Source organism: Enterococcus pallens ATCC BAA-351, assembly GCF_000407485.1.
In the GTDB taxonomy this organism is placed as follows: Bacteria; Bacillota; Bacilli; order Lactobacillales; family Enterococcaceae; genus Enterococcus_A; species Enterococcus_A pallens.
The window spans coordinates 97,616-113,397 of record NZ_ASWD01000004.1 but is presented as its reverse complement, the minus strand read 5'-3'; the positions used below and the strand labels follow the sequence as shown (position 1 = coordinate 113,397).

At 40.6% G+C, this 15,782-nt stretch carries 17 protein-coding genes; 9 read left to right on the top strand and 8 right to left on the bottom strand.

Annotated elements, in window-relative coordinates:
• Positions 1-216: 216 nt before the first annotated feature.
• The 8 genes from I588_RS27910 to I588_RS18175 all read right to left on the bottom strand — a co-directional run bounded on the left by I588_RS27910 (position 217) and on the right by I588_RS18175 (position 6,376).
• Entirely contained in the window at positions 217-333 is a 117-nt protein-coding gene (locus I588_RS27910) for a putative holin-like toxin (RefSeq protein ID WP_245569583.1), read from the bottom strand.
• Positions 334-544: 211 nt separating this feature from the next.
• Entirely contained in the window at positions 545-2,446 is a 1,902-nt protein-coding gene (gene ltrA, locus I588_RS18205; RefSeq protein ID WP_425387120.1) for a group II intron reverse transcriptase/maturase, read from the bottom strand.
• An 809-nt stretch (positions 2,447-3,255) separates the two neighbouring features.
• Positions 3,256-3,975 (bottom strand): DUF2922 domain-containing protein, encoded by a 720-nt coding sequence (locus I588_RS26965; RefSeq protein ID WP_010758321.1) that lies wholly within the window; start codon positions 3,973-3,975, stop codon positions 3,256-3,258.
• A gap of 27 nt (positions 3,976-4,002) precedes the next feature.
• Positions 4,003-4,386, bottom strand: a complete 384-nt coding sequence (locus I588_RS18195) for a hypothetical protein (RefSeq protein ID WP_010758320.1) — start codon at positions 4,384-4,386, stop codon at positions 4,003-4,005.
• Positions 4,387-4,441: 55 nt separating this feature from the next.
• Complete coding sequence (locus I588_RS18190; protein ID WP_010758319.1) at positions 4,442-4,660, bottom strand: DUF2922 family protein; 219 nt, start codon at positions 4,658-4,660, stop codon at positions 4,442-4,444.
• A gap of 14 nt (positions 4,661-4,674) precedes the next feature.
• Complete coding sequence (locus I588_RS18185) at positions 4,675-4,884, bottom strand: DUF1659 domain-containing protein (RefSeq protein ID WP_010758318.1); 210 nt, start codon at positions 4,882-4,884, stop codon at positions 4,675-4,677.
• Positions 4,885-5,281: 397 nt separating this feature from the next.
• Positions 5,282-5,995, bottom strand: coding sequence for a hypothetical protein (locus I588_RS18180; protein WP_010758317.1), 714 nt, complete (start codon positions 5,993-5,995; stop codon positions 5,282-5,284).
• A gap of 45 nt (positions 5,996-6,040) precedes the next feature.
• Entirely contained in the window at positions 6,041-6,376 is a 336-nt protein-coding gene (locus tag I588_RS18175; protein ID WP_010758316.1) for a hypothetical protein, read from the bottom strand.
• Positions 6,377-7,252: 876 nt separating this feature from the next.
• Between I588_RS18175 and I588_RS18170 the strand changes: the two genes are divergently transcribed.
• From I588_RS18170 to I588_RS18130, 9 genes are all read left to right on the top strand, one after another.
• Complete coding sequence (locus I588_RS18170) at positions 7,253-8,359, top strand: tyrosine-type recombinase/integrase (RefSeq protein ID WP_010758315.1); 1,107 nt, start codon at positions 7,253-7,255, stop codon at positions 8,357-8,359.
• 397 nt (positions 8,360-8,756) lie between these two features.
• Entirely contained in the window at positions 8,757-9,446 is a 690-nt protein-coding gene (locus tag I588_RS18165) for a WxL domain-containing protein (RefSeq protein ID WP_010758314.1), read from the top strand.
• A gap of 65 nt (positions 9,447-9,511) precedes the next feature.
• Positions 9,512-10,564 (top strand): WxLIP family cell surface protein, encoded by a 1,053-nt coding sequence (locus I588_RS18160; protein WP_010758313.1) that lies wholly within the window; start codon positions 9,512-9,514, stop codon positions 10,562-10,564.
• A gap of 5 nt (positions 10,565-10,569) precedes the next feature.
• Positions 10,570-10,965: an LPXTG cell wall anchor domain-containing protein gene (locus I588_RS18155; protein WP_010758312.1), complete on the top strand. Its 396-nt coding sequence runs from the start codon at positions 10,570-10,572 to the stop codon at positions 10,963-10,965.
• Positions 10,958-13,246 carry a WxL domain-containing protein gene (locus I588_RS18150; protein WP_010758311.1) on the top strand — a complete coding sequence of 763 codons (2,289 nt, stop codon included), beginning with the start codon at positions 10,958-10,960 and terminating at the stop codon, positions 13,244-13,246. Before I588_RS18155 ends, I588_RS18150 begins: the two co-directional genes overlap by 8 nt.
• Before the next feature lie 16 nt (positions 13,247-13,262).
• Positions 13,263-13,490, top strand: coding sequence for a hypothetical protein (locus I588_RS18145; protein ID WP_010758310.1), 228 nt, complete (start codon positions 13,263-13,265; stop codon positions 13,488-13,490).
• A gap of 64 nt (positions 13,491-13,554) precedes the next feature.
• Positions 13,555-14,211, top strand: a complete 657-nt coding sequence (locus tag I588_RS18140; RefSeq protein WP_010758309.1) for a helix-turn-helix domain-containing protein — start codon at positions 13,555-13,557, stop codon at positions 14,209-14,211.
• 259 nt (positions 14,212-14,470) lie between these two features.
• Positions 14,471-15,382: an Rpn family recombination-promoting nuclease/putative transposase gene (locus I588_RS18135; protein WP_010758308.1), complete on the top strand. Its 912-nt coding sequence runs from the start codon at positions 14,471-14,473 to the stop codon at positions 15,380-15,382.
• 168 nt (positions 15,383-15,550) lie between these two features.
• Entirely contained in the window at positions 15,551-15,736 is a 186-nt protein-coding gene (locus tag I588_RS18130; RefSeq protein WP_010758306.1) for a hypothetical protein, read from the top strand.
• Positions 15,737-15,782: the final 46 nt, after the last annotated feature.

Here is a 15,782-nt window from a genome sequence, read left to right as displayed (position 1 = left end):
AGAAATGACAGAATGCATCAAGGATGCAACTTTATCAAACATACGAGAAATTACCACTGGTTTATTCAATTATCAAAGGTCGCAGTTCACCAACAGATTGGCAGAAAACGCTAAATTCTACCCTTGATTATGTAGACCCTTTCTACTCAAAGCAGAGGTGCTGCGCGCATAACACCTCAATGAAGCACCGTTTAAGACGGTGACTGTGAGTAGTGCTTATTTCTTGTGGTGTCGATCAATGGTGATGATCAAGGTCGCAAAGGCAATTGCCAATGTCAACGCCTGATACACAGTCATGGCGGAAGTCCCTTTCCTAGGATGAACATAAAGCATCACTCCTTTCTTAGAGCTCAGCCACCGCCATAAACACTGCTAAGTATTGCGATAGGTAGCCTACTAAGTGTCCATTAGAGGATTATCTTTTGGGCTTTCCCCCGCTCCACACCGTACGTGAGACTTTCACCTCATACGGCGTTCCATGTTTAAGTTAATCATTATTAGCATTCTAAAATTGAGTTATTATTATTATTATTTTTTAAAGTTATTATATTTTAATAGCTTTTTTTTCTGCTAAAATTCTCAGTTGATTGACTTTTTCTAGCTGAGTTTTGTCTAAGTTTAATTTTGTTATTAGGCGTTGTATTGTCAAAATCTGATTGGCATGAATGATCTGATGTACTTCTTTAAGAACCAGCGTCAAATTATTATATGAATCGTCCCGTGTTCTGCTCCAGAGAACTTTGTGATGACAATGCCACTCATTATCTTTAAGTAGGTTACCTGTAACACTACATTTTCCCTTTTGGGAAATATATAAAGCAATTCTGTTGTCATTGAGTTCCACGGTTCCACGTTCTCCCTTAATAGGATGATTTCTCAACCAGCGCAACTCGACTTCTGATACGTTTTGAAGGCTTTTATGAATTTTGTTTCTACCCTCAGAAGTATATTTATTTACGACTTTTTCTTTCGCCATGGCTTTTTTTGTCTTCACACATGAAATAGAGATTATCGGGTATTTCATTAAATAGTTAATATTTTTGGACTTTAGATAAGGACGTAACCCTTTGTCTTTACCTGAGTATTTCCCATGTCTTGTGAATCCATTGGTGTTAATGATTTTTCCATCGCTATTGGTTGCTTTTGGGAATCTGTTATACATTTTGGTAACAAGTGGGTATTGCATATCTCTTAGACAACGAAAGACTTGAGTGGCTATCCTATAATAGTTATGTTTCCCAATTACTATCGAATTGTATCGGTAGATTTCCTGTAATGTTTTTGAGGATTGAGGGCTTTTTTGTATTTTTTTAATTTGTTGATTCAGCTCTCGATAAGTCTTCTCAATCGCTTTTTGGCTCATTCGAGTACGGGCAATATGTTTCCGCCTTTTTTTAACCGCCTTTATTTCAAAGCCGAGAAACTCGGAAGAGTTTCGTTTGAGATTCGTTATTTTTGATTTTTCTTCTGAGATTGAAAGTCTTAACCTCGTTTTTAACCATTTTTGAGTGGATTGGAAAATTTTCTCAGCGCTTGAACGATTATTGGTGAATATCTTGAAATCATCCGCGTACCTCACAAGATGCATCCGCTTAAGCTTCGTGTTGTTCAATGCAGATAGTTTACTTGATTTTCTAGAATATACTTTATGACTTGGAAATTCATCCCACTGACTTTCAATCCATTTGTCGAACTCATTTAAATTGATATTGGCAAGCAAAGGTGATAGAATTCCGCCTTGTGGAGTGCCCTTGTCAGGGTGAATAATATCGCCATTTTCCAGTTTTAATGGAGCTTTGAGTATTTTCCTAATAATAACTAAAAGCGACTTATCACGTATTCCCATTGACCATAGTTGTTTCATTAATTTTGAATGGTTGACCTCATCAAAAAAGCCTTTAATATCTATGTCCACGACATAGAATCGTTGAGCGACGTTGACTTGTGTAGCACACTCTGCTATCGCATTTTCTGCGCTACGATTCGGTCTAAAACCATAACTGCGCTCAGAGAAATGGGCTTCCGCAATAGGTTCTAACACCTGAAGTATACTCTGCTGTATTAATCTGTCCCAAATACTTGGAATACCCAACGGTCGCATTTTCCCGTTGGGTTTGGGGATTTCTTTTCTTTTTACCACAGAGGGGTTGTAGTTTTCCAGCTTTCTTTTCATCTTTTCAAGATATTGGGGTTCACTAAGATTTCCAATGTCTCGGATTGTTTTAAAGTCACAAGAAGGAGTAAAGCTTCCTTTATTTCTTTTAATGTTCCGATAAGCGAGTAGAAGATTTTCCTTACTCATGATCAATTTCATCAAAGAATGAAATTTTTGGTTTTTAAACCCTCGTTGGTATAAGTCATCATAAATACTTTGAACGCCATAATATTCATTATTTCTTAGCTTTTTATCTTTTAGAGCCGTTTCCTCAATTTTCAATATCTCCACCTCTTTCGTACAATGTATGATTTGAGTGGACTTTTTGTCATACTCGAACATTGATAAAATAGAATGAAAATAATTGTTTTCATTTTCTTAAACACTTGTGGCTGTTCCTCATTCTCTCATTACAAGAGTTGTCAACGGTCGTGCCACTACTTTCATCGGATATTAAGAATAGTTATATTCAAGAATTTTCTATTCAACTTATACCGTCGTATCTTTTCTGTTAAGAGAAAGAACGTTACCCGCTTCCGACGTTCCTTATTGACTATCTTTAATAAAACTTAGGTGCTCACTATACTCCGTTGCCAGCTCCACGACCAGTTATCATGTGAGGAGATTACTTACTGCCTGATGTGTTCATTCCTCTGGCAAAGTGCCTTTTAAGCACGAGAGCTATTTCTAACCCTTGAGTGTTACGAAGCGTACATTCGCAAGTTCGTCAGATGTTTACATCATTCTCACCATATTTTATTGACTCCATACATTAATCGTCCAGTTCCATTAGATTTATTAATTCTTTTGGCTTTCGACAGCTAAATTGTTTCGGTTTACTTTCATGCATATGTTACCCAGCTATGGTTGCCTTTACCGTATACGTTACGATAAAAGGTTAGGGCATATTAGAGGATACGTTTCAGGGCGTTACTCCATCATTCCAGTATCTTATCAATAAAGTTCAGTTCTTGATTTGGCAAAGCCAACGAGTGAACTGCTAGTCTCCCTGATAACTTATTAGGCTATCTTTTGACTAGAACGTCTCGCACCAGGCATCACCCCCTTTACGTACCACAAGGACAGGGTGGGAAATCAAGCTAGCGTTTTTTCTTTTTGCTTTTTTTCTTCTTCTTGTTGGCTTCGTGATAGGCTCGAATTCGATCTACTTGAGCTTTTCGCGAATTCACAGGCTTTTTGACCGCGAGGCTATCCGATTTCGACGACTCAGAATCAGCGGTTAAAGCTTCTAACTGCTGGGATGCTAAGCTTGGAACAACAGAACTATTCTTGGCTTGCTCAACAACAGCTGCTAACGATTCAGAATTTGCTAGAGGAGCTTTCAAAGAAGATGAGGCTACCGTCGGTTTCTTTTCGATAGAGTTCATTGTTTCTGTTGCTGGAACAGCTGCTTTAACTGTTGTTGGTACAATTTCTTCTTTCTTAACTGCAACTTCTTCTGTTACAACTTCCTCCTGTTTTGATACTTCTACTACTGGTGTTTCCGGCATTTCAGAGACTTGAGGTGCTTCTTCTTCAGAAATAATATGTGCCGCAAAGATATTGTTGGGATCAGCGACATAAGCTTCTGGTGTTGGCTTCGATAAATCAAAAAGCGGTGTTTCAATGGTTTCTACAAACTTCGCTGAAACAACTTTACAAAATTGACGGATACCATCTTTTTCAAATAAGTGTATCGTGGTCATGGCTTCTAAGGCTTCTTTAATTGCCTCTGGGCTTTTGTTTGGATCTGGATCATTAAAGCTCCAGCTGTGGTTCTTTCCTGCGGCATTTTCAAATACGGCTGCTAATTTTAACATGTTTTTTTCTCTCCTTTATTTGTTCTCTCAGGAACTTTCTAGTGTAGTAAATTCAGGTGCGACAACAGTTGACGGAGTGACGGACATCAAATCAGTAATGACATGTTCAGGTGGAAAACACCGAGCTGACAGGATCTCCCACTCTCTGTCATTAAAATATTCTCTAAAGAAATAGAAGTAACGGCGCAATGCACGAGTGATTTTGTTATTGGCGAATAGATGCTTTACCAAGTCCTGCAGGAACAATTCAAAATCAGACTCGCCTAACATATGGCGAACTTTCATGGCTAACAATAGTTGGATCGTTACAGAGCTATCACGGGTTTCCTGGTAGTAATGAGTGATTTTTTCTTCGAGTTTATTACGTTTTAAATGAAACAGCTGGTATTGAGTGAAAGGCTGTTCAGTCATTGGTGTTTTCCTCCTTTAGCTCCCGCGACTTTTTAGCCGCGGGGCAATTTAGTAATTAAAAGATTGGTGTTTCTAGAGTAGTGACAAATTCTGCGCTTTCAACTGAGAAAAACTGGCGGATGCCGTCTTTCTTGAATAGGTTCAGAGTGGTTAGTTCTTCTAAATTTGCTTTGATTTGTGCTGGAGTCTTGGTCGTATCTGGTTCGTTATACCTCCAGGTCTGGATTTTATCGGCTTCAGTTTTGAAGCGGACGAGTAATTTTGTTTCTGGCATAGGTTCCTCCTTGATTAGTATTTAGTAACACGAGTTTGATTAGTGACGATCACGCTGTCTAAGCTGCTGCCATCTCCAGCTAATTCAGCCATGACTTCACCTAATTTAGTAATGTCGGCTTCTGCTGGGTTAGTGACGATGTTGCTAAAGTTCACTTTCTTTTGTTTGTCTTTGCCTTCTTGTTCGATTTGTACTTGTAATTTTGTGCCTAGTTGTTGGATCATTGATAGTTCCTCCTGTGGAATAATTTTTTGTTCCGGCCGGTGACTAAACAATAAACCAAAGAAATTAAAGAACAAAATGCCAATCTTCAATGACCCCCCCACAATGTTCAATGGTGTTTTCAGAAAAACCTTGATTTAATCGCATAGTGAAATTTACCTTATTGAATATTCTAGGGGGTCCATTGAACATTGCGTTTTTAGCTGGAAATGTCCTGTAAAGCCCTATCTATCAAGGATTAATCAGAAAACAGTCCTTCAGTTGAAGGTGATTCCCTCAAAATAAATAACAGCTACTAATAGATTAGAAAGAGCACATCAATTAACTTCTTCTATGTAGAAAGATAAAAAAAGCTTTCCTGCGCTGTCGAAAATCGCAGGAAAGCTTCAATAGATTTAGCTAAACAATTAATGCGGAGCAGTCTTCCAGTTCCCGATACCAGTGCAAATGCTCCTCTTGCTTGTATCGATTGGCAAATTCTCCAGGGGTTAGGAACCACTGCTGCAACATACCTTGTCTACTTAATGTCTGACCAAAGGGAGTGGCTGGAAGAGATACATAGTTTAGCGGCTGACCGTTCGTCAATAACCGCAACGAATAATCCTGGCGATAAGTAGCCAATGAATACACCGCTTTACAGGCTAAGCTGATAAAGGATTGTTTGATCATGGGAATTTCCAGCGTTAAGCCATTGGTTAGTTGAACCGAACACAGCCCGTTGTTTTCCGATAGTTGAAAAACAGCTAATGGATTCAGCCAAATCGATTCCTCGGGTTTAGTAATCGGAAACAACACAAAATGGGCGTTCACAATCGGGACCTTTTGCGAAGGCAAGCCCTTTAACGATTGGCAGGTTCGCCGCATTAACCGATAATCCATTAACCGGTGGGTGGAAAAGAATTTCTCAATCATTTCCAACGGCCCCTCATTGGCAATATAAGCTTGTCTGTCTTGTAAAACAAGAGTGTCTTTCTTACCTGGAACAGGGCACACTAAAGTAATTTCTTCCATGTTCAAATAATTGAACACGGCAGCTGTTTCAAAAAAATAGTCCCAATCTGCTGACAACTCTTCACTTAACACTTTTCCCTCAAATATCCGCTTCTTACGCATGACAATCACTCCCATCAACCAGTATGTAGTTCTCTAATTCAATACCTAAGCTGTTTTTACACAGGGGGAGGGCGGCACAAACTTGTTTGGCATAAAAGTCAGGTGTGAACAATACGTATCTAATGCTTTGGGACAAACTAAGAAACGGTTTAAGGCATTGTATCCCAACAACCAAGCTTCTGGCAAAGTTCTCTCAGATGGTGTATCAAGGAGTACTAACCGATGTAGATCGCACGATTGTTTCGTTAACGCAATCGTTTCATCCAAGTCATAGGTGCGACCATTTTGTTTTTGTCCTAAGAAGTTCTGCCAAGCTTCATATAGATGTGCCTCCCTTAGTAATCGTTGTTCAACTGCTTGGTATATGAGCTCTGTATTCATGAAATCCCTCCAATTCCTTTTGTTGACACCGATTATAGACTACTGAAAAAGCCTTGTATAGAGCTAAAAAGTTGAATAACAGCAGAAAATTTTGCAAATCTCACGACAAAATCGCGACTTTTTGCGTATAGGGAAACGTAGAAAAGAGGAAGAGGTGAGCGGATTATCATATGTTATGTCGAGTATTGATAAAAAAAACGGTTTCGTAACTGAAAAGAATCAATAGAGAAGATATAAAGCTTGTCAATAAAGCATTTATAAGCCGAAGGGAAAAAATGGATTAGAGAGTAAATCGATGGTTTTATTAAAGCACGATGAATAAATGATTTATTTTAACCAAATCTGAAAATTTCTGAAAGTAAAGTTTGAAAAACGGGTTTCTTTCAGGCGAGTTTTCATTAGAAAGATCAGAAGTATAACTAATGTTATTAAAAGGAGAAGAAAGCTCTAGAATAGCTACGCTATTTTGATGAAAAGAAGGGTAACGTTTGGTCGAAGAGAAGACGGAAAATGAAAGTTAGCGAGGCTAGGATTTATGGGAAATAGAAAAATTAAATTTGATTATCCGCTTGATAATAACTAATTAATCGATTATTTTGAATTAATCTAAAAGTTCCTGTTTGAGTCAAAAACATGTCTTATAATGATTATAAGATTAGGTTTATGCTCATAATCCGCTCTAAAAGTTCATATTTCATTAAAATTATAAAATATTATGATTAGAAAAGCAATACTAGGTTACAAAAAAGTTGAATTTTTTTGTGATAAAACTTAATTGAAAGTGAATGCACCAAAAAAGTGTTGTTGCCAGCAGGAAATTTGTTTTCTTGCGCCGTCGGTTTAAATCGTCAACCATTAATTTCAGGAGGTTATTTTATGTGTAGAAGAGGCGAAAATATTTATCATCGAAAGGATGAACGCTGGGAAGGGAGGTATCACAAATCCCGCAAGGCGAATGGTCGAATTTTGTATGGCTATGTCTACGGAAAATCGTACGAAGAAGTCCAAGAAAAATTGCGCCCGCTGAAAAAGAGTGCCGAAATTACCTTAAAGCTTCATGGAAAAAGTGTTGTTACCTTCAATGAATGGAGCCTACAATGGCTGAACGAACTGCAAACGACTGTGAAGCCAGCTACGTATGCTAGTTACCAGCACAAGCTAAAGAAGTATTTATGGAAGTCATTAGGAGAAGTGCCGATGTATCAAATGGATGCCCAAGCGATTCGTGCAGCCGTGGATTCTTGGAAATCGCAGGGGCTGGCGTGCAGCAGTATCAAGGTCTTTTTCCGTTTGCTGAATCAGGCAATGGCGTATGCCTTGAAGCAAGGCTTGATTGAAACGAATCCCTGTGAATCAGTGAAGTTGCCAAAAGTCGACAAAAAAAGAGTTCGTGCGCTGTCTTTACGGGAACAAAAAAAACTAGAAAAGGTGGTGGAAGAAGATCGTGATCCGCGAGCAAAGACTATTAATCTGGCATTACGAACCGGTATGCGGATTGGTGAAATTGCCGCTTTGAAGTGGGACGCGGTTGATTTGGAAGCCAAATTGATTTATGTCAATTCTACGTATCAACGTTTGTGCTATGGCAAGGGGAAGAAGTCTATCTTACAACTGGGTCCTCCTAAGAGTAAAAGCTCTAAACGGGTAATCCCACTGTCGGATAAAGCCTATACTTTGCTAAAAAAATTAAAAAAAACTGCTGAGTCCGACTTTGTTTTTACAACGAAAGGCAAACCCTGTGAGCCGCGCCTATTGACTAAACATTTCCATCGCATCCTCAAAAAAGCCAAGCTGTCAGGGATTCATTTCCACCAGCTGCGCCATACGTTTGCGACACGTTGCTTGGAGGCGGAAGAAAAACTCATGGTCGTTAGCCGAATGTTGGGTCATTCCTCACAAAAGATAACCAGCGACACGTACTATGATGCCCAATTAAAGGAACGTATCGGAGTCATTCAAGCGATGGATCAGCTAGTAGGCTAAGAAAGCCTTTTCAAAAAAAGCCCATTTCGCTCCTTACCCTCCCTTTTTTTACTTTTTTGAAAGTAAGCGCTTACCTAAAATGATCTCCTCATTCACCTCTGTTTCACTCCTTTTTTATCCTTATTTCCTCTGTTTTATTCCCGAGCGGCCGTTTTCACTTGTATATCGATGTTATTTAAAAAGAAATTTCAAATTTTTTCGCCGTCAGCAAAAATAGTCAGTGAAAATTCTCGTTGTCGGGGCAGTATTTTCAATACCATTCGTGTTTTTGACTCAAACAGGACTTTGCTCGCACCATTAACTATTATAGCATTTTCTATTTATTTTACTCAGTTATCGATGGTTTTAAACCATAAGATATAAATATTTTTATAATAATCACAAGGGGGAAGTAGTAATGAAAAAGAAAGTAGTCACAGGTTTGGCAGTAAGTTTAAGTGTATTGGGTGTTTGTGTATTAGGCGGCGTGAGCTCTTATGCAGCAGATACCGAAGTTGGAATTGGGTTTAGTACCCATACAGATCCAGGCGATACTGGCGATTTAAAGCTTCGTTGGGTACCCACTGAGTTGGATTTTGGAACAAGCAATACGGTAAACAAAACCAGTAACGTTGAATTTGTAGAACAAGATGAAGCAGCAGGCGCAAAGAAATATGCGGTAGTTGAAGACAGCCGCCCACATGATGTTGGTGACCCAGATGTAGAGTGGAAATTAACAGCTGCGGTGTCTGATTTGGTTAGTACAACTTCTGCAACAACAAAACTAACGGGTGCAGTATTGAAATTCGATACGGACAAACACGATTACAGTGGTACACTTGATCCTGGTCTAGCTTCAGGAGGAATCGCAGCAGCAACCCCAGCCCATACTGCAACGATTGCAGGCAACTATACGATCAATGCCGATACATCAGCAACAGCGACTAAAGTTATGGAAGATGGGAACATTGCCAGCAGTGTGACTTCCTTCGAAGGAAATACCGCAATGGAAATGAAAAACATCAAATTAAGTGTCCCAGCCAATGTTGCCCAAAAAGGTCATCAGTACAAAGGCAAAATGACTTGGACGTTAACAAACGCGATTTAAATGAAAGCAGAAAGAGGAGCAGGAGGGCGTCTCCTCTCCCCTTTTTTATTGGAGGAGGACGCGGCATGAGGCACATGAAGACCATCAAAACACTAGTACTAGGCTGTATTTTACTCATTGGCAGCTGCTTGTTTGCGGCAACGAGTAGCTATGCCGAAAAGGAACCTCAAGGTGGCGCAGGATATACCGTTGAAAGTATTATTCCGGAGAATCAGGTTGACAAAAAATATACTTTTTTCTATTTAAAAACCACACCGGAACAACCGCAAACCATCGAGGTCAAAGTGAAAAGCACGCAAAAAGATCCGGTTACAGTCAAAGTAGCCGTTCACGATGCAGTAAGCAGTTCTATCGGTGAGATTGACTATGCACAACCAAAACCTAAGCTGGATAAAAGCTTGACCAATCCCATCACCAGCTTTGTGAAGGTTAAGGATGATGTGAAAGAAGTTACGGTCGAGAACTTTGAAGAAAAGATCGTGGCCTTTGAAATCACCCCGCCAAAGGATACTTATCCAGGAGTGAAATTAGGCTCGATCCGTTTCCTGCGAGAAGCAGAAGAAAGTGAATCGGATCAAACCGGCTTGGTACCAGAGTTTGCTCGCGTGATTGCGGTGATGTTAACCGAGGACGAAGAAGCTTTTGACCATGGTGCCGAGTTGCATTTAAAGAATGTCGGTTTAACGCTATTTAATGGGCGAAAGATTATCGCTGCCAACATCCAAAATGATCAGCCAAAGGTCTTGCAGGAAATGACCATCACAGGCAAAGTCACTCGCAAAGGTGAAAAGGAAGTCTTGGCAGAACAGGAACAAAGCAACTTTGCCGTGGCACCTAATTCCAATTTCGACTTTCAGTTGCCTTTAGGCATTGAGCGCTTTACACCAGGAACCTATGTCTTTACTGGTGAAGCCACCGGCGATGGTCGAACCTGGAAGTGGGACGAAGAGTTCACGGTTGGTCAAAAACAGGCAGATAAGGTCAATGAAGAAACAGTCTTCAAAGTGGTTGTACCTGCTTGGGTACCATGGACTGCCGCAGGCTTACTAGCAGCTTTGATTGGTCTCGTTGCTTACCTCGTACGTCGTCAACACCAATGGCTTGAAGGGAGAAAGTGAGGAATGTGAGAAGGAAAAAATTACTCTTACTGGTAACCATTTCCTGTGTGTTTTTCCCCACCTCAGTATTTGGAGAAGAGATACAAACGAAAGAAACAAGTGTCGGAATCGGCTTTCGTGACGAACAACCAACACCAACACCCAATCCGACACCAACACCCGTTGATCCAATTCCCTATGATCCAGCACCAATTGATAATGTGGTGCCGGTACCCTTGGGGCAAACTAGGTATCAAACCCAAGCCAAACAACTACCAGCAACCAGCCAAGGAACCTTGCCGAAAACGGGAGAACAACGGCAAACCGTATTCCTTCGAACGATTGGACTGGCCTGTATTGCCAGTTGTTTTTGGCTATTTCTCTTTACTCGTCTGAGAGAGGAGGAGCAAGAGAATGACTAAACAGAAACAAAAGCTACGCTTGTTTTTCAGCACCATGCTGGTCGCAAGCCTACTGTTTCCCACTTCCCCGGCGTTTGCCGAAACAGTTCAGGATGTACCAGTCGGTGAAACCACCATTTCTTCAAAGGCCGAAGATCCCTTGAAGGAATACAAAGAAAGAGCTCAAAACCAAGTCCCCATGGTGGAGAGTGTGGAGTCACAGGATGTGCCAGGAAAGACAAGCGAGATAGAAACTTCCCCAAAGGAATTAGAACAAACAACAGGTGACTCCCCAACACCTACAAGTGAATCAAGCGAAGAACAACCGGAAATGAGCAATCAGCGGATTGAACCTAGAGGTGGCGGTATTATGCCGCTGGCTGGGACTATTCTGAGAGAGGGTAATCTTGGTGATGACCCGTCTACTTATGATATTGATAAGAATTTTGCGGATGCTATCCGGAGTCGATATCCAGGAACTGCACCCAATCCTATGACGGATGATTTTATGGAGAGTTTGACTAGTTTGATGTTAATTGGTAAAAATCTTACAAGTCTTAAAGGGATTGAGTACGCGACAAATTTGGAATTCCTCAATTGTATGAGCAATCAGCTAAGTGAAATAGATGTGAGCAACAATACAGCATTAGAGACTTTAGATGTTAGTTTGAATATTGGGATAAATGAATTAGATGTAAGCAGCAATACAGCATTAAAGGTTTTAAATTGTACTGGTAATCAGCTAAGTAAATTGGATGTAAGTAGAAATACAGCCCTAACGAGGTTAATTTGCAATAGTACTCCGCTAAGTGAGTTGGATGTGAGTAGTAATACAGCCTTAAAGGAGTTACAATGCATTGGCAATCAGCTGAGTGAATTAGATGTGAGTAGTAATACAGCATTAGTGGATTTACAGTGTTTCAGAAATCAACTTAGGGAATTGGATGTAAGTGGCAATCCAGCCTTGGCGACTTTAAATTGTTCTAACAACCGTATTAGCGACATCAGCTCTGCCAATGGTTTAACGGCATTAACTAACTTTGATGCATCCAACCAACAAATTACTATTCCTGTTCCTCCAGTATCATTGACTGATGAAGCGACAGTCGATGTTTTAAAAACAACTGCTCAAACAGGACTAACTGCTACCAACGTGGATATTAATCCATCTCCATCGAGCATTCTCCCTAATGCCAGTAATGGAGATCATATTGACCTAAAGGGAGTGACCAGAGATTCATTAAGCGATAAGTCAATTAGTTTTGAATATGCTAGCTCTGCATTGCAAGAAGGTGCAAGTACGTACACGACAAAGCTTTTTTCAGGAACAATTACCTTCGCTGTTGTCAGTGAGTTGAAAAATGAGTTACAAGTTAGCTCAAACAAGACAAAAAGCGGCGAAGAGTTGACGTGGACTTGGACGATGACAAGTTTGACTCAGAAAAAGGCAGAAGATATCAAAGCAACCTTTACCTTGCCTAATTATTTAACTGGAGACATATCAGACATTGTGATCACTAAAGGAGCAAGTAGTGTTTCTGGAGACATGAATCATCTGAATGGTACAACTAGTCTAGGCGATTTGGAACAAGGTGAGTCGATAGTGATTACCTTTAAGTCTACTGTGAGAGGTGATCCTGATGAGTGGCTGGAAGCGATTGGTCGATTGGATTGGTCAGATACGACACCGTCTAGTCCGCATTTTAATGAATCCAGACAAAGTTATAAAATTCTCGATGAGGAACAACAGGATTTGCCCAAGGATTCAGCTGATATGGGCATTTTGTCTGCACCAGTACGTTTCTATTTTGGCAGGCAGCAACTTTCTTCTAGTATCGAAACCTACAACTTAGCTGCGCAGAATTATCAAACCAACACCAATGTTGTTACGGATGGTTTTTACACGCGAATCAAGGATGAACAAGCCGTTTCGACTGGCTGGAAGTTAACTGCAAGTCTTTCGGAATTTAAAGATTCAGGTGGTCGTGCCATGCCAAATGGAACGGGAGCGTCTTTGAAGCTGGAGAATATGTTCATTCAAAATGTCACTGATCGGGATACACCGCAGGAAGCGATTGATCCGTCGCCTGCTGGAACACCAACGACTGTACAAGCCAATGAGACTTTGATGACTGGTCAAACGGCGAAGACTTTGGTTTCGGCACAGGTTGGCGAAGGTCAAGGAACCTGGCAGCTGCGGATGCCGTTTGATGATATTTCGTTAACCTTGCCGGCTGGAGCTGGGAAGAGTAATACGGATTACACGGCGAAGCTAACTTGGTCGTTGGATGATACACCTTAGTGGAAGGAGAATGTACATGACCATTCCAATGTGGTTGGGAATTTTTGGCTTTCTAGCGATTGCCGGGCTGGTGAGCTTTTTGATTTTCTTTATCAAGGACAGTCGGCTGCGGATGGAGTATGAGAAGAAATCGACTGTATTGCTGGTGGATTGCGGCTTGTTGTTTGTGATGCTGCTGGCAGTTGGTGCGGCGATCTTCTTGTATCTTGATTGGCAGGCACAACTGAATTACTTTTTATCTTAAGCATAGGAAGGGAGGACTTTTCCTCCCTTTTGTTTTCAGATGAAGCATGAAAGGAAGTGAGTCCATGCGACCACTCTTAATTTTAACCAAGAACTTATTGATTGAACAACCCATGCAGGAGCAGCTGCAATACTTGAACTATGAGGTTTTCTGCTCGGTGCGGCTAATGAAGCAATTAAAAGCCAGCCTGAATCCGCTACAGCTGATTCAAAGCTATCAGGCGATTATTTTTAGCGAGACCTTATCGGACGAGGAGATTCGTCAGCTGCTAACCCAAATCGGTGGCATTGAGGATACCGTCTTAATTCGTAAATTTGGGCACTTGCCTGCTGCTGAAGAGAAGGAGTCCCTAGCGAAATTAGGCATGAACACCTGGATTTATGCCGATCAAACGGCTGACTTTTTGCGGGAGCATCTGGCGGAGAATTTGAAGGGAAATCCTAAAAAAGAAAACCCGAATGTGGTCTTTCTTTATCAGAAGGAGGGGTCTTCTCAATCCCTCAATGAATTCAAAGCTGGTTTATCCAAGAACGAATGCAAGGTCTTTGAATGTTTGTTGGCCAGTGAGGGCGGTACGATTTCTCGTGAAGAGATGTGTCACCATCTATGGAGGAATTCACCGAATAATTCACGGATGTCCCAGCTGTCTGTGTTAATGAAACGCTTGAAGGGAAAGCTGTATCAGGCGGGTTTCCATGAAGAACTAATTGAAACCGTTTAGGGTTATGGCTATAAGCTGTCGCCTAAGCTTTTGCAGTATTATGCTCAGGAAATGATAGAATGACTTTTCTTCGGAGGGTCGTTCTTTTTTTCTAGGGGCAAAAAAATTTATTTACATAAAAAAATCCCCTTTCTTTTGCGTATCTTTTCATGAGCAGTTCGCTAAGAACCGTTCAAAAAAATCTAATGATTTTGATCGCAAAAACTCACCATGCTATACTTAAGGTGACTCTTTCGCGATCAGCGAAAGGAAGGAACACATGCAAAAATATACACCTACGAACGATCTACTTTTCCGAAAAATGCTGACATCAAAGGATTCTGGCACTATCTTAAAAGCTTTCGTCAAGGATATGCTGGGCAAGGAATTCAAAACACTGACACCCCGAGAAACTTACCACATTGACAGTTACAAGAAGACCCATGACACGATGAAAATTATGCGAACCGAAGTGGATGTATTGGCGGTGGCTGAAGACGGCAGTCAGGTAACTATTGAAATGCAGGTACAGCCCCACGATTTTTTTGAAGAACGTGCCTTATTCTATTTAGCAAAAGCCTATATGTCACCCTATGGCGATGAAGCGGCGAAAGATTATATTGAGAACAACAACTTTTCTGGCTTATGTCCCACCTATGGCATTAATATTGTAGATTTTCACTTATTTGATCCAGATGAAGAAGCGCTTCAAAGCTTCAGTCTTCGCAATGACAAGAACGCTCGTCTCTATTTAGGAAGGAAACAGCAACCCCTACTGTCACTCTGCTTTTTTAGTCTAAAGAACAAAAATGTTGAACCGAACAGTCCCTTGGCTCATTGGCAATATTTTTTCAAAACAGGCGAAGTAACCGAAAACGCACCAGATTATATCAAAGCAGCAAAGAAACGAATAGATTTTTATCAACTCGATGAGGAGGAGAAAAAGATGATTATGAGAATTGATAAAGCCAAAGCAATAAAGAAAGCTGAAATAGATTATGCACGTAAGGAAGGAAAGTTGGAAGGGAAGCTAGAAGGAAAGCTAGAAGGAAAGTTAGAGGGAAAGTTGGAAGGGAAGCTGGAAGATGCAGCAAACTTCTTAAAAATGGGTATGACACCAGAACAGGTGGCGGAAGGAACCGGACTGAGTATTGAACAGATCAACGAGTTGAAGGAGAACAAAGCTGACTGATCTTAATCGTCATTCCTCTATTTTTAAGTCTGATGAACAAGAACATCGTCCCCTAGCGCATTGGCAATATTTTTTCAAGACAGGCGAAGTGGCCGAGAATGCACCAGAGTATATCAAAGCAGCAAAGAAATGAATTTTTTTTATCAACTCGATGAGGAGGAAAAGAAAATGATTATGCGAATTGATAAGGCCAAAGCAATAAAGAAAGCCGAAATAGATTATGCACGTAAGGAAGGAAAGTTGGAAGTTGCAGCAAACCTCTTAAAAAAGGGCATGACGCCAGAAGAAGTTGCGGAATTAACCGAATTGAGCATTGAACGTATTAACGAGTTGAAGGAGAACAAAACTGACTGATTTTAATCATTGTTAGTGCAAGTTTTTCCGGGTAGATTTGCCGAAG

Excerpts from the sequence above, each read along its gene's own strand:
- I588_RS18140 (WP_010758309.1), top strand. The coding sequence starts at position 13,555 with ATGCGACCACTCTTAATTTTAACCAAGAACTTATTGATTGAACAACCC.
- I588_RS26965 (WP_010758321.1), bottom strand. The coding sequence starts at position 3,975 with ATGTTAAAATTAGCAGCCGTATTTGAAAATGCCGCAGGAAAGAACCAC.
- I588_RS18195 (WP_010758320.1), bottom strand. The coding sequence starts at position 4,386 with ATGACTGAACAGCCTTTCACTCAATACCAGCTGTTTCATTTAAAACGT.
- I588_RS18170 (WP_010758315.1), top strand. The coding sequence starts at position 7,253 with ATGTGTAGAAGAGGCGAAAATATTTATCATCGAAAGGATGAACGCTGG.
- I588_RS18175 (WP_010758316.1), bottom strand. The coding sequence starts at position 6,376 with ATGAATACAGAGCTCATATACCAAGCAGTTGAACAACGATTACTAAGG.
- I588_RS18190 (WP_010758319.1), bottom strand. The coding sequence starts at position 4,660 with ATGCCAGAAACAAAATTACTCGTCCGCTTCAAAACTGAAGCCGATAAA.
- I588_RS18160 (WP_010758313.1), top strand. The coding sequence starts at position 9,512 with ATGAGGCACATGAAGACCATCAAAACACTAGTACTAGGCTGTATTTTA.
- I588_RS18135 (WP_010758308.1), top strand. The coding sequence starts at position 14,471 with ATGCAAAAATATACACCTACGAACGATCTACTTTTCCGAAAAATGCTG.
- I588_RS18180 (WP_010758317.1), bottom strand. The coding sequence starts at position 5,995 with ATGCGTAAGAAGCGGATATTTGAGGGAAAAGTGTTAAGTGAAGAGTTG.
- I588_RS18145 (WP_010758310.1), top strand. The coding sequence starts at position 13,263 with ATGACCATTCCAATGTGGTTGGGAATTTTTGGCTTTCTAGCGATTGCC.
- I588_RS18130 (WP_010758306.1), top strand. The coding sequence starts at position 15,551 with ATGATTATGCGAATTGATAAGGCCAAAGCAATAAAGAAAGCCGAAATA.
- I588_RS18185 (WP_010758318.1), bottom strand. The coding sequence starts at position 4,884 with ATGATCCAACAACTAGGCACAAAATTACAAGTACAAATCGAACAAGAA.
- I588_RS18165 (WP_010758314.1), top strand. The coding sequence starts at position 8,757 with ATGAAAAAGAAAGTAGTCACAGGTTTGGCAGTAAGTTTAAGTGTATTG.
- I588_RS18150 (WP_010758311.1), top strand. The coding sequence starts at position 10,958 with ATGACTAAACAGAAACAAAAGCTACGCTTGTTTTTCAGCACCATGCTG.
- I588_RS27910 (WP_245569583.1), bottom strand. The coding sequence starts at position 333 with ATGCTTTATGTTCATCCTAGGAAAGGGACTTCCGCCATGACTGTGTAT.